15 protein-coding genes are annotated in these 16092 nt (G+C 34.9%); 12 read left to right on the top strand and 3 right to left on the bottom strand.

All coding sequences use genetic code 11. The features are described from left to right. Positions 1-6: 6 nt before the first annotated feature. From ENO17_05145 to ENO17_05155, 3 genes are read right to left on the bottom strand one after another with little or no spacing between them, the layout of a single operon-like run. Positions 7-1068, bottom strand: coding sequence for an efflux RND transporter periplasmic adaptor subunit (locus ENO17_05145; GenBank protein HER24417.1), 1062 nt, complete (start codon positions 1066-1068; stop codon positions 7-9). A gap of 25 nt (positions 1069-1093) precedes the next feature. After that, entirely contained in the window at positions 1094-2479 is a 1386-nt protein-coding gene (locus tag ENO17_05150) for a hypothetical protein (GenBank protein ID HER24418.1), read from the bottom strand. Further along, positions 2479-3543: a TolC family protein gene (locus ENO17_05155; protein ID HER24419.1), complete on the bottom strand. Its 1065-nt coding sequence runs from the start codon at positions 3541-3543 to the stop codon at positions 2479-2481. Before ENO17_05155 ends, ENO17_05150 begins: the two co-directional genes overlap by 1 nt. A gap of 304 nt (positions 3544-3847) precedes the next feature. On the opposite strand from ENO17_05155, the gene ENO17_05160 reads away from it, so the two are divergent. The 12 genes from ENO17_05160 to ENO17_05215 all read left to right on the top strand — a co-directional run bounded on the left by ENO17_05160 (position 3848) and on the right by ENO17_05215 (position 16001). Next, positions 3848-4192, top strand: coding sequence for a hypothetical protein (locus tag ENO17_05160; protein ID HER24420.1), 345 nt, complete (start codon positions 3848-3850; stop codon positions 4190-4192). 290 nt (positions 4193-4482) lie between these two features. Further along, a complete protein-coding gene (locus ENO17_05165; protein ID HER24421.1) occupies positions 4483-5895 on the top strand; it encodes an NAD(P)/FAD-dependent oxidoreductase in 1413 nt (470 codons plus the stop codon). Positions 5896-5909: 14 nt separating this feature from the next. After that, positions 5910-6617, top strand: a complete 708-nt coding sequence (locus tag ENO17_05170; protein HER24422.1) for a DNA alkylation repair protein — start codon at positions 5910-5912, stop codon at positions 6615-6617. 266 nt (positions 6618-6883) lie between these two features. Continuing rightward, the gene (locus tag ENO17_05175) at positions 6884-8161 is read left to right on the top strand and encodes a 4Fe-4S dicluster domain-containing protein (protein ID HER24423.1); all 1278 of its coding nucleotides are present in this window, start codon (positions 6884-6886) and stop codon (positions 8159-8161) included. Positions 8162-8339: 178 nt separating this feature from the next. Further along, entirely contained in the window at positions 8340-8729 is a 390-nt protein-coding gene (locus ENO17_05180) for a glyoxalase/bleomycin resistance/extradiol dioxygenase family protein (GenBank protein ID HER24424.1), read from the top strand. Between the two features lie 358 nt (positions 8730-9087). Next, positions 9088-10026: a magnesium transporter CorA family protein gene (locus ENO17_05185; GenBank protein HER24425.1), complete on the top strand. Its 939-nt coding sequence runs from the start codon at positions 9088-9090 to the stop codon at positions 10024-10026. 105 nt (positions 10027-10131) lie between these two features. Then, positions 10132-10935 (top strand): HAD family hydrolase, encoded by an 804-nt coding sequence (locus ENO17_05190; GenBank protein HER24426.1) that lies wholly within the window; start codon positions 10132-10134, stop codon positions 10933-10935. A gap of 355 nt (positions 10936-11290) precedes the next feature. Then, positions 11291-11587, top strand: coding sequence for a rubrerythrin (locus ENO17_05195; GenBank protein HER24427.1), 297 nt, complete (start codon positions 11291-11293; stop codon positions 11585-11587). Positions 11588-11604: 17 nt separating this feature from the next. Continuing rightward, positions 11605-12348 (top strand): hypothetical protein, encoded by a 744-nt coding sequence (locus ENO17_05200; GenBank protein ID HER24428.1) that lies wholly within the window; start codon positions 11605-11607, stop codon positions 12346-12348. Between the two features lie 325 nt (positions 12349-12673). Next, on the top strand, positions 12674-12979 hold the full coding sequence (locus ENO17_05205; protein ID HER24429.1) for a cupin domain-containing protein: 306 nt from the start codon (positions 12674-12676) through the stop codon (positions 12977-12979). 90 nt (positions 12980-13069) lie between these two features. Then, a complete protein-coding gene (locus tag ENO17_05210) occupies positions 13070-14722 on the top strand; it encodes a diguanylate cyclase (GenBank protein ID HER24430.1) in 1653 nt (550 codons plus the stop codon). Between the two features lie 169 nt (positions 14723-14891). Beyond that, the gene (locus tag ENO17_05215) at positions 14892-16001 is read left to right on the top strand and encodes a diguanylate cyclase (GenBank protein HER24431.1); all 1110 of its coding nucleotides are present in this window, start codon (positions 14892-14894) and stop codon (positions 15999-16001) included. Positions 16002-16092: the final 91 nt, after the last annotated feature.

Raw genomic sequence — 16092 nt, forward strand, 5'->3', positions numbered from 1 at the left:
TCTTTTTTAGCGTATCATGGGAATGGGGAAGCCACCCCTATTGGGATTTCTGTTGTTATTAGAACTACTTGTATTCATCTGATAATTGTTTACAATAATTTTATCCCCTTCTTTTAGCCCCTCGGTTACTTCCAGGTAATAGCTATCACTGATTCCGGTTTTAACCGGAGTAGGAACTGCTTTTCCATTTTCAACTTTTAAAACCATCGAATTGCCTCCTGCTATGGAAAGAGAGGTAACCGGAATTAGTACAACATTTTTGGCAGAGCCCACAGTAATTTCTGCTGATGCTGAGAATCCGGGTTTAAAGAATTTAGATACTTCATCCATTCGGATGGTTACCGGTACTGTTACTACATTACTTTCTGCAATGGCATAATTTGCTACTTCAGCTACTTTACCGGTAAATATCTTTCCATCTAAAATATCTAATTCCACTTCTGCTTGTTGGCCGACTTCTACCTCCATGCAATCTACTTCACTGATTGAAACTTCAATTTCGTAAGCAGTTTCATCAATCAGGTAAATAATATCATCTGTTTTTTCAATGTTATCTCCTTCCTCGACATAAATCTTAATAATTTTACCCGAGAAAGGAGCTTGAATAGTCCGCGCATTAAGTTTTTCCAATGCCAATTCCATAGCTAACTTCTTTTCTTCTTGAGTCAGGTTAGGAGACCCATTAATTTTAGCCAGCTCGTATTCATTTTTTGCCTTTAAATAATTTAATCTTTCCTCTTTATCTTTCAAATGAACCAATTCTTGTCCTTCTTCTACAAATTCACCGACATGTACCAGGATTTTTTCAACAATACCTCCCGTTGTTTCGCTGCTTTGTAAATTAAGATTGACGGAATTGACCGGCTGGAGAAAACCACTAGCAGAAACAGACTTTTTTAAATTTCCCAATTTCACCTCAACTACTGATGCCGGATCAACCGATTGAATTTGGTTTTCTGAATTCGCGTTTATTTCAGATTTGGATTGCCAATAGTTTAATCCGAAAAAAATACCCGCTCCCAAAATTAATATGATAATTATCCATAAGAACCATTTCTTTTTTGTCATTCATTTGTCCTCAACTTTCCTTGCGTTATATATCTAAAAAATGGGCTAATCTTAAACGATTAACTAATAATAGATCCCGAGCTTCTTTAACTTTCAGTTCTTGTTCTTCCAAGGCAATCAGTTGATTTTGCCATTGGGTGGAAGAGATAACCTTTTCCTGATACTGTTTTTCTAAAATATTTTTAGTAGATTTTTCTTTTTCTAAAGCGGCTAATTTTGCCTGTAGATTAAGTTGATTATATTGGTCTTGATCTATTATTTGATTCATTTCAAGCTGTAATATTTTTGTTAATTGTTCAAGTTCTTTTTCTTTTTGAAGGATGGTTGTTCTAGCTCCTTCTTCTTTTAGTTTTTGTGCTCCGCCATCAGCGATATTCCAGGATAAATCTAACATAGCGTACCAGTAATTGTCGAGAAAGTCATATCCGCCATTGATATTTACTTGTGGTTTACCTTCATTTTCTGTCCATACTGCTTCTTTTAAAAGAACTTCTTTTTCTAAATAAGTATTTTTTATCTGGTAATTTTTTTCTAAAGCTTGATTGAATAAAATCTCCTGTTTTTCACTCTCTAAATTCAATTGCTCCATGTTCGATCTTAAAGTTTGTAAATAAGCAGGTTCTTCCTCAAATTGAATCTGAATATCTTTCGATAGATTCAATTCCAGATACCATTTATTCTGTTGTTGAATCAGATTTTGTTTTAAATTAAAAGATTGATTCTCAGCTTCCATTAACGCTATTTTTGCTTCAGTTTCCTGTTGATAACCTCCTTCACCCAAACTAATCTGTTGCTGTACTCTTTTTAACTCTTCGGTGGCTAACTGAAGCTTTTTATCGGCAATATTTACTTCTTCTTTTAGACGGATAAGAGCAAGATAACTTTCAATAAAATCAATTTGTTTTTCTGCTTCCTTCCAGGATAATTCTTCTGCTTTCTTCTTTAAGTCATTTTCAGTTTGGAAGATTTGTTGTTCATTCTGGGTATAAGAATCAGGGTAAATTTGTTTTTCGACTTGGATACTTGCATTCGCACTACTTGCGATCCCCTCGAAAGACATATCTTCAAAATCATCTTTGTTCCAAGAAATTTCAGCTGAAATATTCAAGTTGTCTGCAATCGTTTTTTCAGCTTTAAGTGTCAACAGACTGCTATTACTTTTCTCCGCTCCAAAATCCCATACCGGGGTAACATCTAAATCGACCTGAAAAGCTTTATCCGCATCAAGGATTTTTAAATTTTGTTCCAAGCTATCGATGGTGTTTCTGATTCCTTCTAAATCGTAATTATGCTCTATACCCCATTCGATCGCTTCTTTTAAAGATATATCTTTGGCCTGTAAGACGCTTGGAAAGAGTAAAATACTTGCTATAATAATGGCTACAATGAATGGGGTTTTATTAAATTTCATTATTGTATATCTCCCTTATTTAAATTTCCCATGATGGATTGTAAATTAAGTAGGGCATTATAATAATTACGGACTGAAGATGCTAATCGATATTCTGCTTCAAGCACACCTACCATAGCAGACAGCTCTTCATCTTTGCTTGCCAATCCTGCTTTAACTTGATTGCTAATGATTGTTTTATGTTTGTTTATTTGGTTTAGGCTGTTTTGAGTTGATATAATGTTATTTTTTGTTTGCATATAATTTTGCCATTGAGATTGTATTTGGTAATCCAGATTTTCTTGGGCAATTTGGTAGTCCAGTTTTGTTATTTCAAAATTGTTTTCCAATTTTTTTAAATCTATCTCCGGAGTATCCGAAACCTTACTTTTCTCTAATTCCAGACTGGCCAAATCGATTTGCAGATTATTAATTTGCAATGACACACTATTTTGTCTTCCTTTTTGCAATGCTTCATTTAATTTAATTTCTTTAAAATCGGGGACATTTATTGCGGCTAACTCTATCTGACTTTTTGAATTTAATCCTAAGGTTACCCGAAAATTTCCCAGTAATTTTTGATAGTCTAATTTTGCACTTTCAAAGGAAAATAATGCATCATAATATATATTACTCTGTTCCAGAACATCCAGTTCAACTTTATATCCAGCTTTGGCCTGAAGTTCTATATCTTCCAGAGTATTTTTTTCCATTTCTGAAGTTCTTTCTTTAACTTGCAAGTCTTTTTGTGCTAATTTCAATTGGAGATATTCATCAATGACTTGAATAATAAGGTCTTCTTTTTTTTGTTGAAATTGCTCTTTTTCCTGTGAAAGTAATAATTCATTTTGCTTTTCTAATAAATTGGATTGGGCTAATAGGTTTTCAGCATTATTTTTTTTGGCGTCAATTTCTACATTTTCCAACTGGTAACGAGCTTTCTGAAATTCAAGATTATTAGCTAATGCCATCTCTACGGCTTGAGAAGGATCCAATTTTATAATTTCCTGAGCAGTAATCTGAATATTTCCTATTACCAGAATAGCAAAAAATAGAAACATAAAGATAAGCAGTTTTTTCTTCATGATTTACCTCCAGATAAAATGGATTTAGACATAAAATCTTTTATTATTACCCATTTTAGTATTATAATCTAAAATCTCTATAAAGCAAAAATTAACTTTTTATAAAATTAAAATTAAAATTTTATTAACTCTTATGTGGTAGGAGCGGTTCTTGTGATAATGCAGATTTAATGATTAAATAATTCATTAATTTAGAAACTTTTTCTTTTAAAAAGAAGGATTATTCAGAATCCTTGTCGTATTTGTTTTAAAATAGAAAATGGAAATATTTCTTCAAAAGGAGAAATAAAAAGGGAGGTCAGATATGTTTTGGGGAGTAATAGTGGGAATTATAGCTATGTCCTTTTTGGGTTTTATCCCTTTATTCGGTCCGTTACTTGCTGGTTTTATCGCCGGATTAATTGTTAGAGGAACCGGAAATGGGGCATTGGCTGGTTTTTTGAGTGGAAGTTTTGGCGGAATATTAGCATTGCTTATCCTTCCTGGTTTAGGTGGTTTTCTCGGTATTGCTTCCGGTGGATTATTTGGAGGGGCATTAGGAGGGATGATGGGAGTTATTTTAGGAGGAGGAATTTTTATATCTACTCTTTACTTTGGTTTATTAGGATTAGTTGGTGGGGCTTTGGGAGGATTAGTCAGGCCTAGGTAAGGCAAACCACCTATCTATACCTCTATGATTATCTTTTGAAACTTTTTTTATTCTTAGCAAGTCTCTATCTATTAAATTTGTATTTGCCTATTGATTAATCTTTATTTCCTTGAAAATGGCGATTTTATTTTTAATTTCATTTGCGTAAATAAATCATCCTATATAGCTTTTTCTTAGAATTATTCAAAACAGGTAAATAAAAAATAATTGAACAATCAGCATGCTCTTTATATAATGGGATAATGTATTATACTCAGTTATTTGATAGGATACCATAAGGAGAGAATAATATGAAATATGATTTTGATTTAATTTGTATTGGATTAGGTCCTGCCGGTATGGCTGTTTCTGTCATGGCGGCTGAAATGGGTTTAAAGGTCTGCGGTATTGAAAAGAATAAAATTGGCGGAGAATGCATGAATGTAGGTTGTATTCCCAGTAAGTCTCTACTTAGGATTGCCAAATATAGGCATTCATTTTTAAAGCTTAAAGAAATGGGCTTATCGGAAGGGCTAATGCCGAACATCACGAGTCCTTTCTCAAAAATAAATGATTATTTAGATTATATCTCGGAGAAAAAAACATTGAAGATGTTTGATAAAGTGGAGCTCATTTTAGACAAGGGAGAGGCAAGCTTTATCGATTCGCATACGGTCAAGGTTAGCGATAGAAACATTACCGCTCAAAGAATATTTATTGCCACCGGAACCGAACCTCTGGTTCCCCCGATTGAGGGTATTTCAGATATAGATATCCTGACCAATCAAAATATATTCCAGTTAACTAAAATTCCAGAGAGCATGACGATAATCGGTGGAGGTGCCATTGGTTGTGAAATGGCAGAGGCATTTACCCGACTTGGTACGAAGTGTACTATTGTACAGATGGATGATTTTCTTATCCCAAATGGGGATAAGGAGACCGGAGATTTGCTTAAAAAGATTTTTAATAAAGCGAACATCGAAGTTTATAATTCAAAAAAAATAACCAGCATAAAGAACGAGGATGGGAAAATATCTTTATTTACGGAGGACGGAGTTTGCCTTAAATCAGAGAAATTACTTATAGCTGCCGGAAGAAAAATTGTTCTTGATGCCTTAAAACTTGATAATGCCGGAGTCAAATATAGCAAGGGCGGAATTGAGGTAGATTCCGAATATAAAACATCAGTTAAGCATATTTACGCTGTAGGAGATTGTAATGGCGGCATGATGTTTTCCCATGCTGCCATGCATCAGGGAATGTTTGCCATTATGAATGCTGTAAGTCCTTTTGCAGTTTTTAAATATAGAAATTATGTAATTCCCTGGACTGTTTTTACCGAGCCACAAGTTTCATTTGTTGGTATGAACGAAGAGGAATTGAAGAAAAAAGGAATTAAATATAAAGCATATATTGCCAAATACGAAAATTATGGTGCTGCTATTGCAGAAAATGTAAGTGTTGGTTATGTAAAGGTATTTGCTAATTCTTTGGGTAGAGTCTTTGGTGTAACTATTGTAGGTGATGGTTCAGGGGAGATGATCAATGAATGGGCACTAATTATTCAGAAAAAAATTAGATTGTATAGTGTGGTGTTTTTGGCACATTCATTCCCCACCATGGGTTTCTTGAGCAAACGAGTGGCGGAACAGTGGATGATGGAGAAAATGAAGAGTAACCTGGTGAAAAATATATGCAGATTTTTTTACAGAAAATTATAGTGAGAAAAGTATAAATGAATAGACTCATTCAAAAAATTAGAGAAGCATTAAAAGAAAATATTGATGAAAAAACTCAAAAAAATTCTCAGCGATTTTTTAAAGAGGAAGTCAAGTGCTATGGTGTAAAAACTGCAGAATGTAGTAAAATTGCCAGCCAATTTTGGAAAAAAGTAAAAACTTTAAAAAAACCGGAAATATTTGCTTTATGTGAGTCACTTTTTTCTTCGGATTATTGCGAGGAAGCCTATATGGTTAGCTCCTGGTTACCCAAAATGTCGAATCAGTTTGAACGGAATGACTGGGGAATATTTAAAGGCTGGATTGACAGATATATCAATAACTGGGCAAAGTGTGACACATTTTGTAACCATACTGTGGGAGATTTTCTCATGAAATATCCCGAATTTATTCATAAGTTAAAAAAATGGACTCATTCAAACAACCGCTGGATGAAAAGGGCAGCGGCTGTGTCCCTTATTATTCCTGCCAAAAAGGGCTATTTCACGAGTGATGTTTTTGAGATTTGCGACCGATTACTTTTAGATCAAGACGATATGGTTCAAAAAGGTTATGGCTGGTTGCTTAAAGTTACAAGTCAAGTGCATCAAAAAGAGGTTTTTGATTATGTAATGAATAATAAAGAGAACATGCCCCGTACTGCTCTTAGATATGCCATTGAAAAGATGCCCCCATTATTAAGGCGGGAAGCGATGAAACGATAGAAGGTTAAAAAAAGACAATCTCCACACTGTACCATACTTATGGGGTAAAGATTGAGAGATAGAGAATGTGAGTTTATCTCTAATGATAAGTATGGTACAGTCCAATCAAAGAAATCTTTGGTAAGTATAGGGCAAGGTTACTGTTTGGTAAATGAATATTATCGATCGAATGTTTTATTCGGCTGAGAAAATAGGGATTAAATTTACTCTTTTTAGAATAGTAGGTTTAGGATAGAATATAAAAAATCTTTAGGCAGGTTTAAACCATGTCACATATAGTTGGGAAATCGGCTTATAAAAAATTAGAGGAAAGGCTTAATAGATTTCCTCAGGGAGCCCCTCCTTCTGAGACATTGTACCAGATATTAAGTCTCCTTTTCAGTGAAAAGGAAGCGGAGCTGGTCTCTCAACTTCCCATAAAACCTTTCACTGTTAAAACGGCCAGTCGAATATGGAAATTAGATATAGACGATTCCGAAAAAGTATTAGATGAATTGGCTGGCAGAGCCATTCTTTTCGATTCTGACCATAACGGAATGAAAAAATATACTCTTCCGCCCCCCATGGCAGGATTCTTCGAATTCTCGATGATGAGGACCAGAGAGGATTTAGATCAAAAACTGCTTTCGGAACTCTTTTACCAGTATCTCAACGTTGAGGATGATTTTGTGAAGGATTTATTTTTAGGCAGCGAGACCTTACTGGGAAGAACTTTTGTACAGGAGGAAGCACTATCCAAGGACAATCTGATTTCCATCCTGGACTATGAAAAAGCAAGCCATATTATAGAAACCGCATCATCTATCGGAATCAGTATGTGCTATTGTCGGCATAAAAGAGAGCATCTGGGAAAGGCCTGTAATGCTCCTATGGATATCTGTATGACTTTCAACAATGTCTCTAAATTCCTGATAAAGCATAATTATGCCCGAAGAATAGAAGCCTCAGAATGTATGGAGTTGTTACATAAGGCTTATGAATACAATCTTGTTCAGTGTGGAGAAAATGTCAGGAACAAGGTTAGTTTTATCTGCAACTGCTGCGGTTGTTGCTGCGAATTCCTGGTTACAGCAAAAAAAATTGGGATACCCCATCCTGTCCAGACTACCTCATATATTCCCAGGATTGATGAAGAAAAGTGCAGTGGTTGTGGAAAGTGCGTCAAAACATGCCCGATTTCTGCTATCGAGTGGGTTTCGAATGATGATGGGACCAACAGGAAACTTAATAAAAAAGTCAAAATAAATGAAGAGATATGCCTGGGATGCGGGGTCTGTGTTAGGGTGTGCTCCCATAAAAGCATTACACTTGAAAGGCGCAAGGAGCAGGTGGTAACACCAGTCAATTCAGTCCACCGGATTGTCTTGATGGCCATAGAAAAAGGGAAACTGCAGGAATTGATATTTGATAACCAGGCTTTTGGCAGCCACCAGGTAATGGCAGCTATGCTTTCGGTTATTCTGAAACTACCCCCCGTAAAAAGAATGATGGCCAGTAAACAGATGAAATCAGTTTATCTTGACAGGCTCTTGGACAAAATATAAAAAAATGATTGTAAAATCCTTGCTGATATATTATCTATTTGTACTTGGCTTTTTCCCAGGTGTCTAAGGATGAAACTACTTGGTTTTTTTTGGAGATGATTAGTTTTATTCAAAACGGAGAAAAATTGATAACTATTTAAGTGAAATATTGGCCATGTATTCTATAAGGAGGTCAGTTATGATAATTGAACATGTTGCTATATGGACAGGAGATCTTGAACGTTTAAAAAGATTCTATATTAAATATTTTAACTGTATAGCAGGGAAAAAATACCGTAATGAATCAAATGATTTTGATTCATACTTTCTATCTTTTGATAACAGTGCCCGTCTTGAATTAATGCAAATGCCATCAGTACCTAAAAACTTAAACGATCCCAAGATACAATATGAAGGAATTATTCACATTGCTATATCAGTTGGCAGTAAAGAAAAGGTGGTTAAAATTACTGAAAAGCTACGATCCGATGGGTATACGATTGTAAGCGAACCGCAAACAACCGGTGATGGATATTTTGAAAGTTGTGCTCTTGACCCAGATGGAAACAGAATAGAAATAACAGTTTAAGGAGGAAACTTATTAGTGCAAGTGCACGGTAGGTAATAAGTATGATTATTCTTCCTGCGGCTAACAAAAAATAATCTGCTTCCTTTTGCATGGACTCGTGCCTTGAATATTCCTACACTGAAATTATTGCCCAGTTCCCAAATTATTTTTAAAAGAAAGAAGGATTTTATTAGTATTTTGTAGTATTAATATAAAATAGGAAGGAAATCGAAAAATAATAATTTTTTAATTGGTGAAAGTGATTCAATAAGGGAAATAAGCATTCTTTAAGTGTAATAATAAGTAACCGTGCTCTTTCGTTTATAATAATTATAACAAAGTTTTAAGACAAAGATTAAGCGGTAAGTGAGGTGATAGAATGGTTACTATATTCAAAACCACCCAGAACAATTTGAAAGAAATCACTGAGTTTGAGAATAATAGCTGGGTAAACGTCTCAACTCCTACCAACGGAGAATTAGAGAAATTATCTCAAAAATTAGATGTTCCTTTTGATTTTTTAACAGACCCATTAGATGTCGATGAAAGAGCAAGGATTGAGATAGAGAATGACTGGATCCTGATTGTCTTAAGAGTACCGCTATTCGAAGAAAAAGAGATTGACATTCCTTTTACTACTATACCGTTGGGTATAATAATGAGCTTTTCTAAAGAAATAATTATTACTGTTTGCACCAAAGAAGTTGACAGTATTTTGGATTTCATCAGTGGCAAGGTAAGAAACTTTTCCACTGGGAACAAAAGCCGTTTCCTTTTACAAATATTTCTTAGAACATCTTTATTTTATTTAAAGTATCTAAAAGAAATTAACAAGAGAACCACTATAGTTGAAAATGAATTACACAAAGCAATGAAGAATGAAGAGCTGATAAAACTACTGAACATAGAAAAAAGTTTGGTTTTTTTTACCACATCTTTGAGGTCAAATGAACTTATGATGGAAAGACTTCAAAAAACAGAAATTGTAAAAATGAATCCTGAGGACATAGATTTACTGGAGGATGTGATTATTGAGAATAAACAGGCTATTGAAATGAGTAATGTTTACAGTAACATCCTAAGTGGTATGATGGATGCATTTGCCTCGGTTATTTCGAATAACTTAAATATCGTGGTGAAATTTCTGACCGCAATTACTATCATTTTAATGATCCCAACTTTAATAGCAAGTATTTATGGCATGAATATAAATTTGCCATTGCAAAATTCCCCTCATTCTTTTATCGTGGTCTGTGGTATTTCATTGACCCTGTCAGTAATAGGCGTGCTAATCTTTATAAAAAGAAAATGGTTTTAAAATGAAGCTAAAAAGATGTTAATGAGAAGAGGCACAACGTACCTTCCAATTAAGTTAAGGCAGTGATTATAGTAGAATTGATTCAAGAGGTAGGAAGAATTGAGAATGAAAATATTAGCAGTAGATTATGACGGAGTTATCAGTGACAGTGCTTTAAAATCTTTATTTGTAAGTCATAATGCCTATTGTAAATATTATGATTCGAAAGCAAAAAGAAATTTTGGCGGGGAATTATTTACTTATGAGAATTGGGAAGAAATGAAAAGAAAATATAATAAAGAAATGGCTGATTACCGACGCTTAAGGTCTTATATCGAATTATCGGGTGATTTTTTCGCTATTATCAAAATTATAGAAGAGCAGGTTCAGATTAAGGACCAGCAAGAATTCATAGCTTATCGTAACCAGCTTAAATCCGATTATCATTTTTTTCGAGATTTGTTTTTTCAGGAAAAAGAAAAATGGCAGGAAAAGAGTTTTAAAAAATGGTTTTTTCTATCACCTGTTTTTAAGGAAGTTGTCAAGGGGATTCAAAGATTTAAAGAAGAAGGTCAAAAAGTTGTTATCGCTACCTCTAATCGGGGAGAAGCCATTCATCGTGCGTTTCAACCGGAATATCTTGGATTAAAAATGGACATTGAGGATATTTTTGACAAAAATTTTGGCAAGCATAAAGCAGAACATATGCAGGCTATCGCTAAAAAATATACTACCCAATTAAACGAGATATATTTTGTTGATGACCAGCTAAGCTATCTTAAAGGAACTGATACCTTAGGGGTTCACGTGTTTTTGGCCGGATGGGGTTACTGTACCGACCATCACAAAGAGGAAGCAAAAAAAGAACAAATCCCAGTTATTGAAGTTGAAAAAGATTTTTATCCCTTATTAAAGCAAGCCTTGAGTTAGGCAGCAAGCTATTATGTAAGGTTCTTTTTACCATAAAATATAACAATGTTTTTTCTTATTAATCTCATCTCGCAATTATTTTAAAAAAAAAGAAGGATTTTTTTAATTTTTTATCGTAGTAATATTAAGGTATAAAAATTGAATGATACCAATTCTTTTAACCTCAAGTGTCGATTTAATAAGAAAATATAATAAGCTTGAATTATTAAAAGCAATCGCTCCCCCTAAACATTGATAAGATGAAAATGAGGTTATGGTGATAAAGATTGGTTCTGTAGAACTTTTCTGTTGCGATCAATCAATGCAAAAAATAGAGGGTTAGAAGAAGGATAAATTTCAATGAAAGGAGGTAGCTATGCCTGAATTTGGAAGTCCATTTTCCGGACTTAAAAAAGATCGTAAGCTTACCAATGAAGAGTTAATTCGTGCAATAAGATTTATGATTTCAGCAGAATATGAAGCCATTCAACTCTATATGCAGCTTGCTGAATCAACCGATAACCAATTAGCCCAGGATGTACTAAAAGACATTGCAGATGAAGAGCGTGTTCATGCCGGAGAATTTCTTAGACTTTTGAAAGAACTTGCCCCGGATGAAGAAAAATTCTACAGAGAAGGCGCTAAAGAGGTAGAAGAAGAAATTAAAAAATGAAGTAAAGGGAATTAAAAATGAAACGCCTATTTAATTGGCAGGTTTTATTAGGCCTGTCACTGATAGCTTTATCTGCATTGGTTTATTTCATTCACTATTTCATCTTTAGAGACGCACATCATATTTTCATCTATCTTATTGGGGATATAGCCTTTGTTTTTTTGGAAGTTTTGTTAGTGACTCTGATTTTACACCAGTTACTGCGCTATAGAGAAAAGAAAACTATGTTAAATAAATTGAATATGGTTATAGGTGCCTTTTTTAGTGAAGTTGGAGGAGAATTGCTCAAGATTTTTGCTGATTTTGATACAAAGTCTTTTGAAGTGACTCAGAAACTGATTATAACAGATGATTCTTTTGAAAAAGATTTTTTAAATATTTGTAAAAATGTTAAAAATCACACTTACAACATTGACAGTAAAAGAGGAGATTTGGAGGATATTAAAAATTTCTTGAAGGGGAAGAGACAGTTTTTACTTAATCTTTTGGAAAATCCTAATCTATTAGAACATGAGTCATTCACAAATTTACTTTGGGCAGTATTTCATTTAACAGAGGAGCTTACTCATCGACGAAGCCTGAAAAGATTACCAGAAAATGACTATCAACACCTTGCAGGAGATATAGAAAGGGCATATCATCTTTTAATTGTAGAGTGGCTGTACTATATGAAACATTTAAAAGCTAATTACCCCTATCTTTTTTCTCTTGCCATTAGAACAAATCCTTTTGATACAAATGCATCGGTAGAGGTTAAATAGTTGGATTGAAAAGGATTATATTAAGCCCAAAAGAGACTATCGTATTTTCCTATTTTTACCAAAGATGACATTGAAGGAATAAAGAGCAGTAGAGAGAGAAGAAACAGAAGGTTTCTTGTGATGCCAGCGAAGCCCTTAATAAAGGGTTATAGGCTTATTGAGTTTAGAATGAAGGCGATGACTGATAGAAATATTTAGATAAAAACAAAGCTTTTTCTTGATTTATTAATTATACTATGAACTTATACAAACTGCTTCAGAAAAAAGAATTGTTCATCAAAAAGTACACTGATATTATCAAATAACCTGAAAGGAGGTAGTATCTGTGCAAGTGAAAAACCTATCTGATTTGGTAAAATATCAAGAAAATGCTGTGGTAAGCAGTGAGATAATAAAGAAAGATGCAGGGACAGTCACTGTATTTGCTTTTGATACAGGTCAAGGATTAAGCGAGCATACCGCACCGTTTGATGCTTTAGTCCATATTATTGAAGGCCGGGCAGAGGTTTCAATATCGGGAAAATTGTTTACTGTAAAGGAAGGCGAAATGATAATTATGCCTGCCAATAAACCACATTCACTAAAAGCGGTGGAGAAATTTAAGATGTTGTTAGTTATGATTAAAAAATAGATAGAAAGTAGGAAAATTCAAAAAGATCATTTTTTAACCCTTTATAATGATTCAATGAGGTAAATATTAATTAATAATAAGGGAGGAATAATGCAAAAATCGCCTTTAGTATTTAAAAAATCTATTTACCCCGTATTTTTATTCACAAGCTTGCTCTTATTAGGAATATATCTTACCAGTCTTTACAGTTATCTTCTTTTTCACAGCCTTGCCGAGTTATTCAGTATGGTTATTGCTTTTAGTATCTTTATCTTAGTCTGGAACTGCCGTAACCTGATCGATAATAATTACCTGTTATTCTTAGGCATTGCCTTTCTTTTTATCGGTCTTATCGATACCCTGCACACCTTAGCCTATGCCGGTATGGGCGTATTTTTAGGTTATGGTGCCAATCTGCCCACCCAGCTCTGGGTTGCTGCCCGATACCTGCAGAGCCTCTCCTTCCTCATAGCCTGTTTCATTATGGATAAAAGGAAGATAAATATCCATTTTCTTCTGTTTGCTTATAGCATGATCCTGTCCTTATTATTGCTCCTCATTTTTTACTGGAAGGTATTCCCTGCCTGCTTTATCGAAGGGACAGGACTGACTCCCTTTAAAAAAATCAGTGAATATATCATATCTCTAATTCTTATTGCCTCCATCTTCTTCCTGTTAAGAAAAAAAGAAAAATTTGAGCGTCAGATCCTGCAATGGTTAGTCATTTCCATCCTCTTAAGCATTGCCAGTGAATTGGCCTTTACCACCTATATCAGTGTTTACGGTTTCTCTAATTTAGTCGGCCATATTTTTAAGGCCATTGCTTTTTATTTTATTTATCGGGCTATAGTGATTACCGGCCTTGTCCGGCCGAATGAATTACTCTATAGAAATCTTCAGGAGAGTGAGAAAAAATTTTACAGTATCAGTGCATCTGCCCTCGATGCCATCTTTTTTATTGATGATAGTGGTAAGATTACCTATTGCAATCAAGCGGCTGAAAAAATGCTTGGCTATCTTAAAAAGGAGATGTTAGGTAAAGATTTACACCAACTGATTACACCTTTAAAATATCGAGATGATGCAAAAAAAGGCTTTCTCACTTTTCAAAAAAGTGGGGAAGGTCCTGCTCTTGGAAAAACCTGGGAATTATCGGCTATTAAAAAAAATAAGGAAGAATTTCCTATAGCACTCTCTCTTTCAGCAGTGAAACTAAAAGGAAAATGGAATGCAGTAGGAATTATTAGGGATATTTCAGCACAAAAACAGATGGAAGAAAAAATGGAAAAAATAACTCGTGTCGACTTTTTAACCGGTTGTTATAACCGCAGATATGGATTGGAACTGCTGGATAGGCAGATGAAACTGTCTCAACGCAGCAAGTTTCCCCTCTTACTTGCTTTCTTAGATATAGATAATTTCAAAGAAATCAACGATACCTTTGGCCATGGAGAAGGTGATCAAGTCTTAAAAGAAGTAGCCGGTTTATTTAAATCTACTTTAAGAGAAATCGATATTACCTGTCGTATGGGAGGAGATGAATTCTTACTAATATTTCCTGATAATTCTTTAGAAGAAGCGCCTTTGATCTTAGAAAGGCTGAATCAAGATTTAATGAAATTAAACCAAATCCTAAATAAACCTTACAAAATAGAAATCAGCATCGGACTTTCAGAATATGATCCTGATAATCCTCAACCGATGGATGAATTGATCCGGGTAGCCGACCAAAAAATGTATGAAGAGAAAAGAAAGAAGAAATAAAATTGTAATGAAAATATCCAATATCAAGAGGCAGTCCTAGAAGAAAAGAAGAGAGAAATAATAAAAGAGTGGATTGATTCTGGAAAGATCGAAGCGTGGAGAAGAAACGCCCATTAATACATTTAGAAGACTTTTAAGTTAATGTTAGATTGTCTAAAGGAATACAATTATGACTAAAAAAAAGATCGGCTCTTTAATCCGGCCGGATGATTTGCGACGGCAAGCAGAGGAGATAGTCCGGAGAAAAGCCCCACATTTATCGGAAAATTTAGATACACTGTCACCCGAAAAACAGCGGCAGCTGCTCCATGAACTGCAGGTGCATCAAATCGAACTTACCATGCAGAACGAGTCGCTGCGTCAGATACAAGAAGAACTCGAATTATCAAAGTCACGGTATTTTAATCTTTATGATCTGGCTCCGGTGGGCTATTTTACTCAAAACAAAGAGGGATTGATACTGGAAGCGAATCTCACTGCAGGTAGTTTACTGGGTGTAGAGAGAAGTGCTTTGGTCAAGAAGTTGTTAACCTCTTTTATCTTCCGCGAAGATCAGGACATCTACTACCATCACCGCAGGAAACTCTTTGAAACAGGTGCTGCGCAGGTTTGCGATCTGAGACTGCTAAAAAAAGACGGTTCTTTATTCTGGGCGCGATTGGAGTCGACTATAGTACAGAACAGTATAAACGGGAATATCCTGTATTATACTGTGATAATTGACATTGCCGAGCGCAAGCAGATGGAGCATAAACTCGAGGAGATGGCCAGTCATGACTTTCTTACCGGGTTGCCAAACAGGGCTTTACTGCTTGACCGTTTTACTATGGCGGCAGCGTTGGCTCACCGCAATAAATCTAGACTTGCTCTTATGTCCTTAGACCTGGACAAGTTTAAATCTATTAATGATACCTTTAGCCACGATGCAGGAGATCAGGTGCTTAAGGTTGTCAGCACACGGCTTACCGGAATAATACGTGCCAGTGATACCTTAGCCCGGGTCGGAGGAGACGAGTTTATCTTGTTATTGCTGGAAACCAGCCATGCAGAAGATACTGTTACTATAGCCCAAAAAATCCTGGATTCCTTTACAGATCCGCTTTCTATCAACGGACATAATATACATTTATCCACCAGTATTGGTATCGCCATTTATCCTGAAGATGCAGAGGACCTGGAAACCCTAATCAAGAAATCAGATGCTGCCATGTATTACGCCAAGGGTCACGGCCGCAACCAGTTCAAGTTTTTTGGCGATAGTGATGTTCAGGTTGGTTGATATTGTAAATACACCAATTAAAAATACTGGGGTCGATTTTCTATATTTTTGAAAGTTTTATCAAAAAGAGGGATTTATGATAATAATGTAG

Source organism: Candidatus Atribacteria bacterium, from assembly GCA_011056645.1.
Classification (GTDB): Bacteria; Atribacterota; Phoenicimicrobiia; order Phoenicimicrobiales; family Phoenicimicrobiaceae; genus Sediminicultor; species Sediminicultor quartus.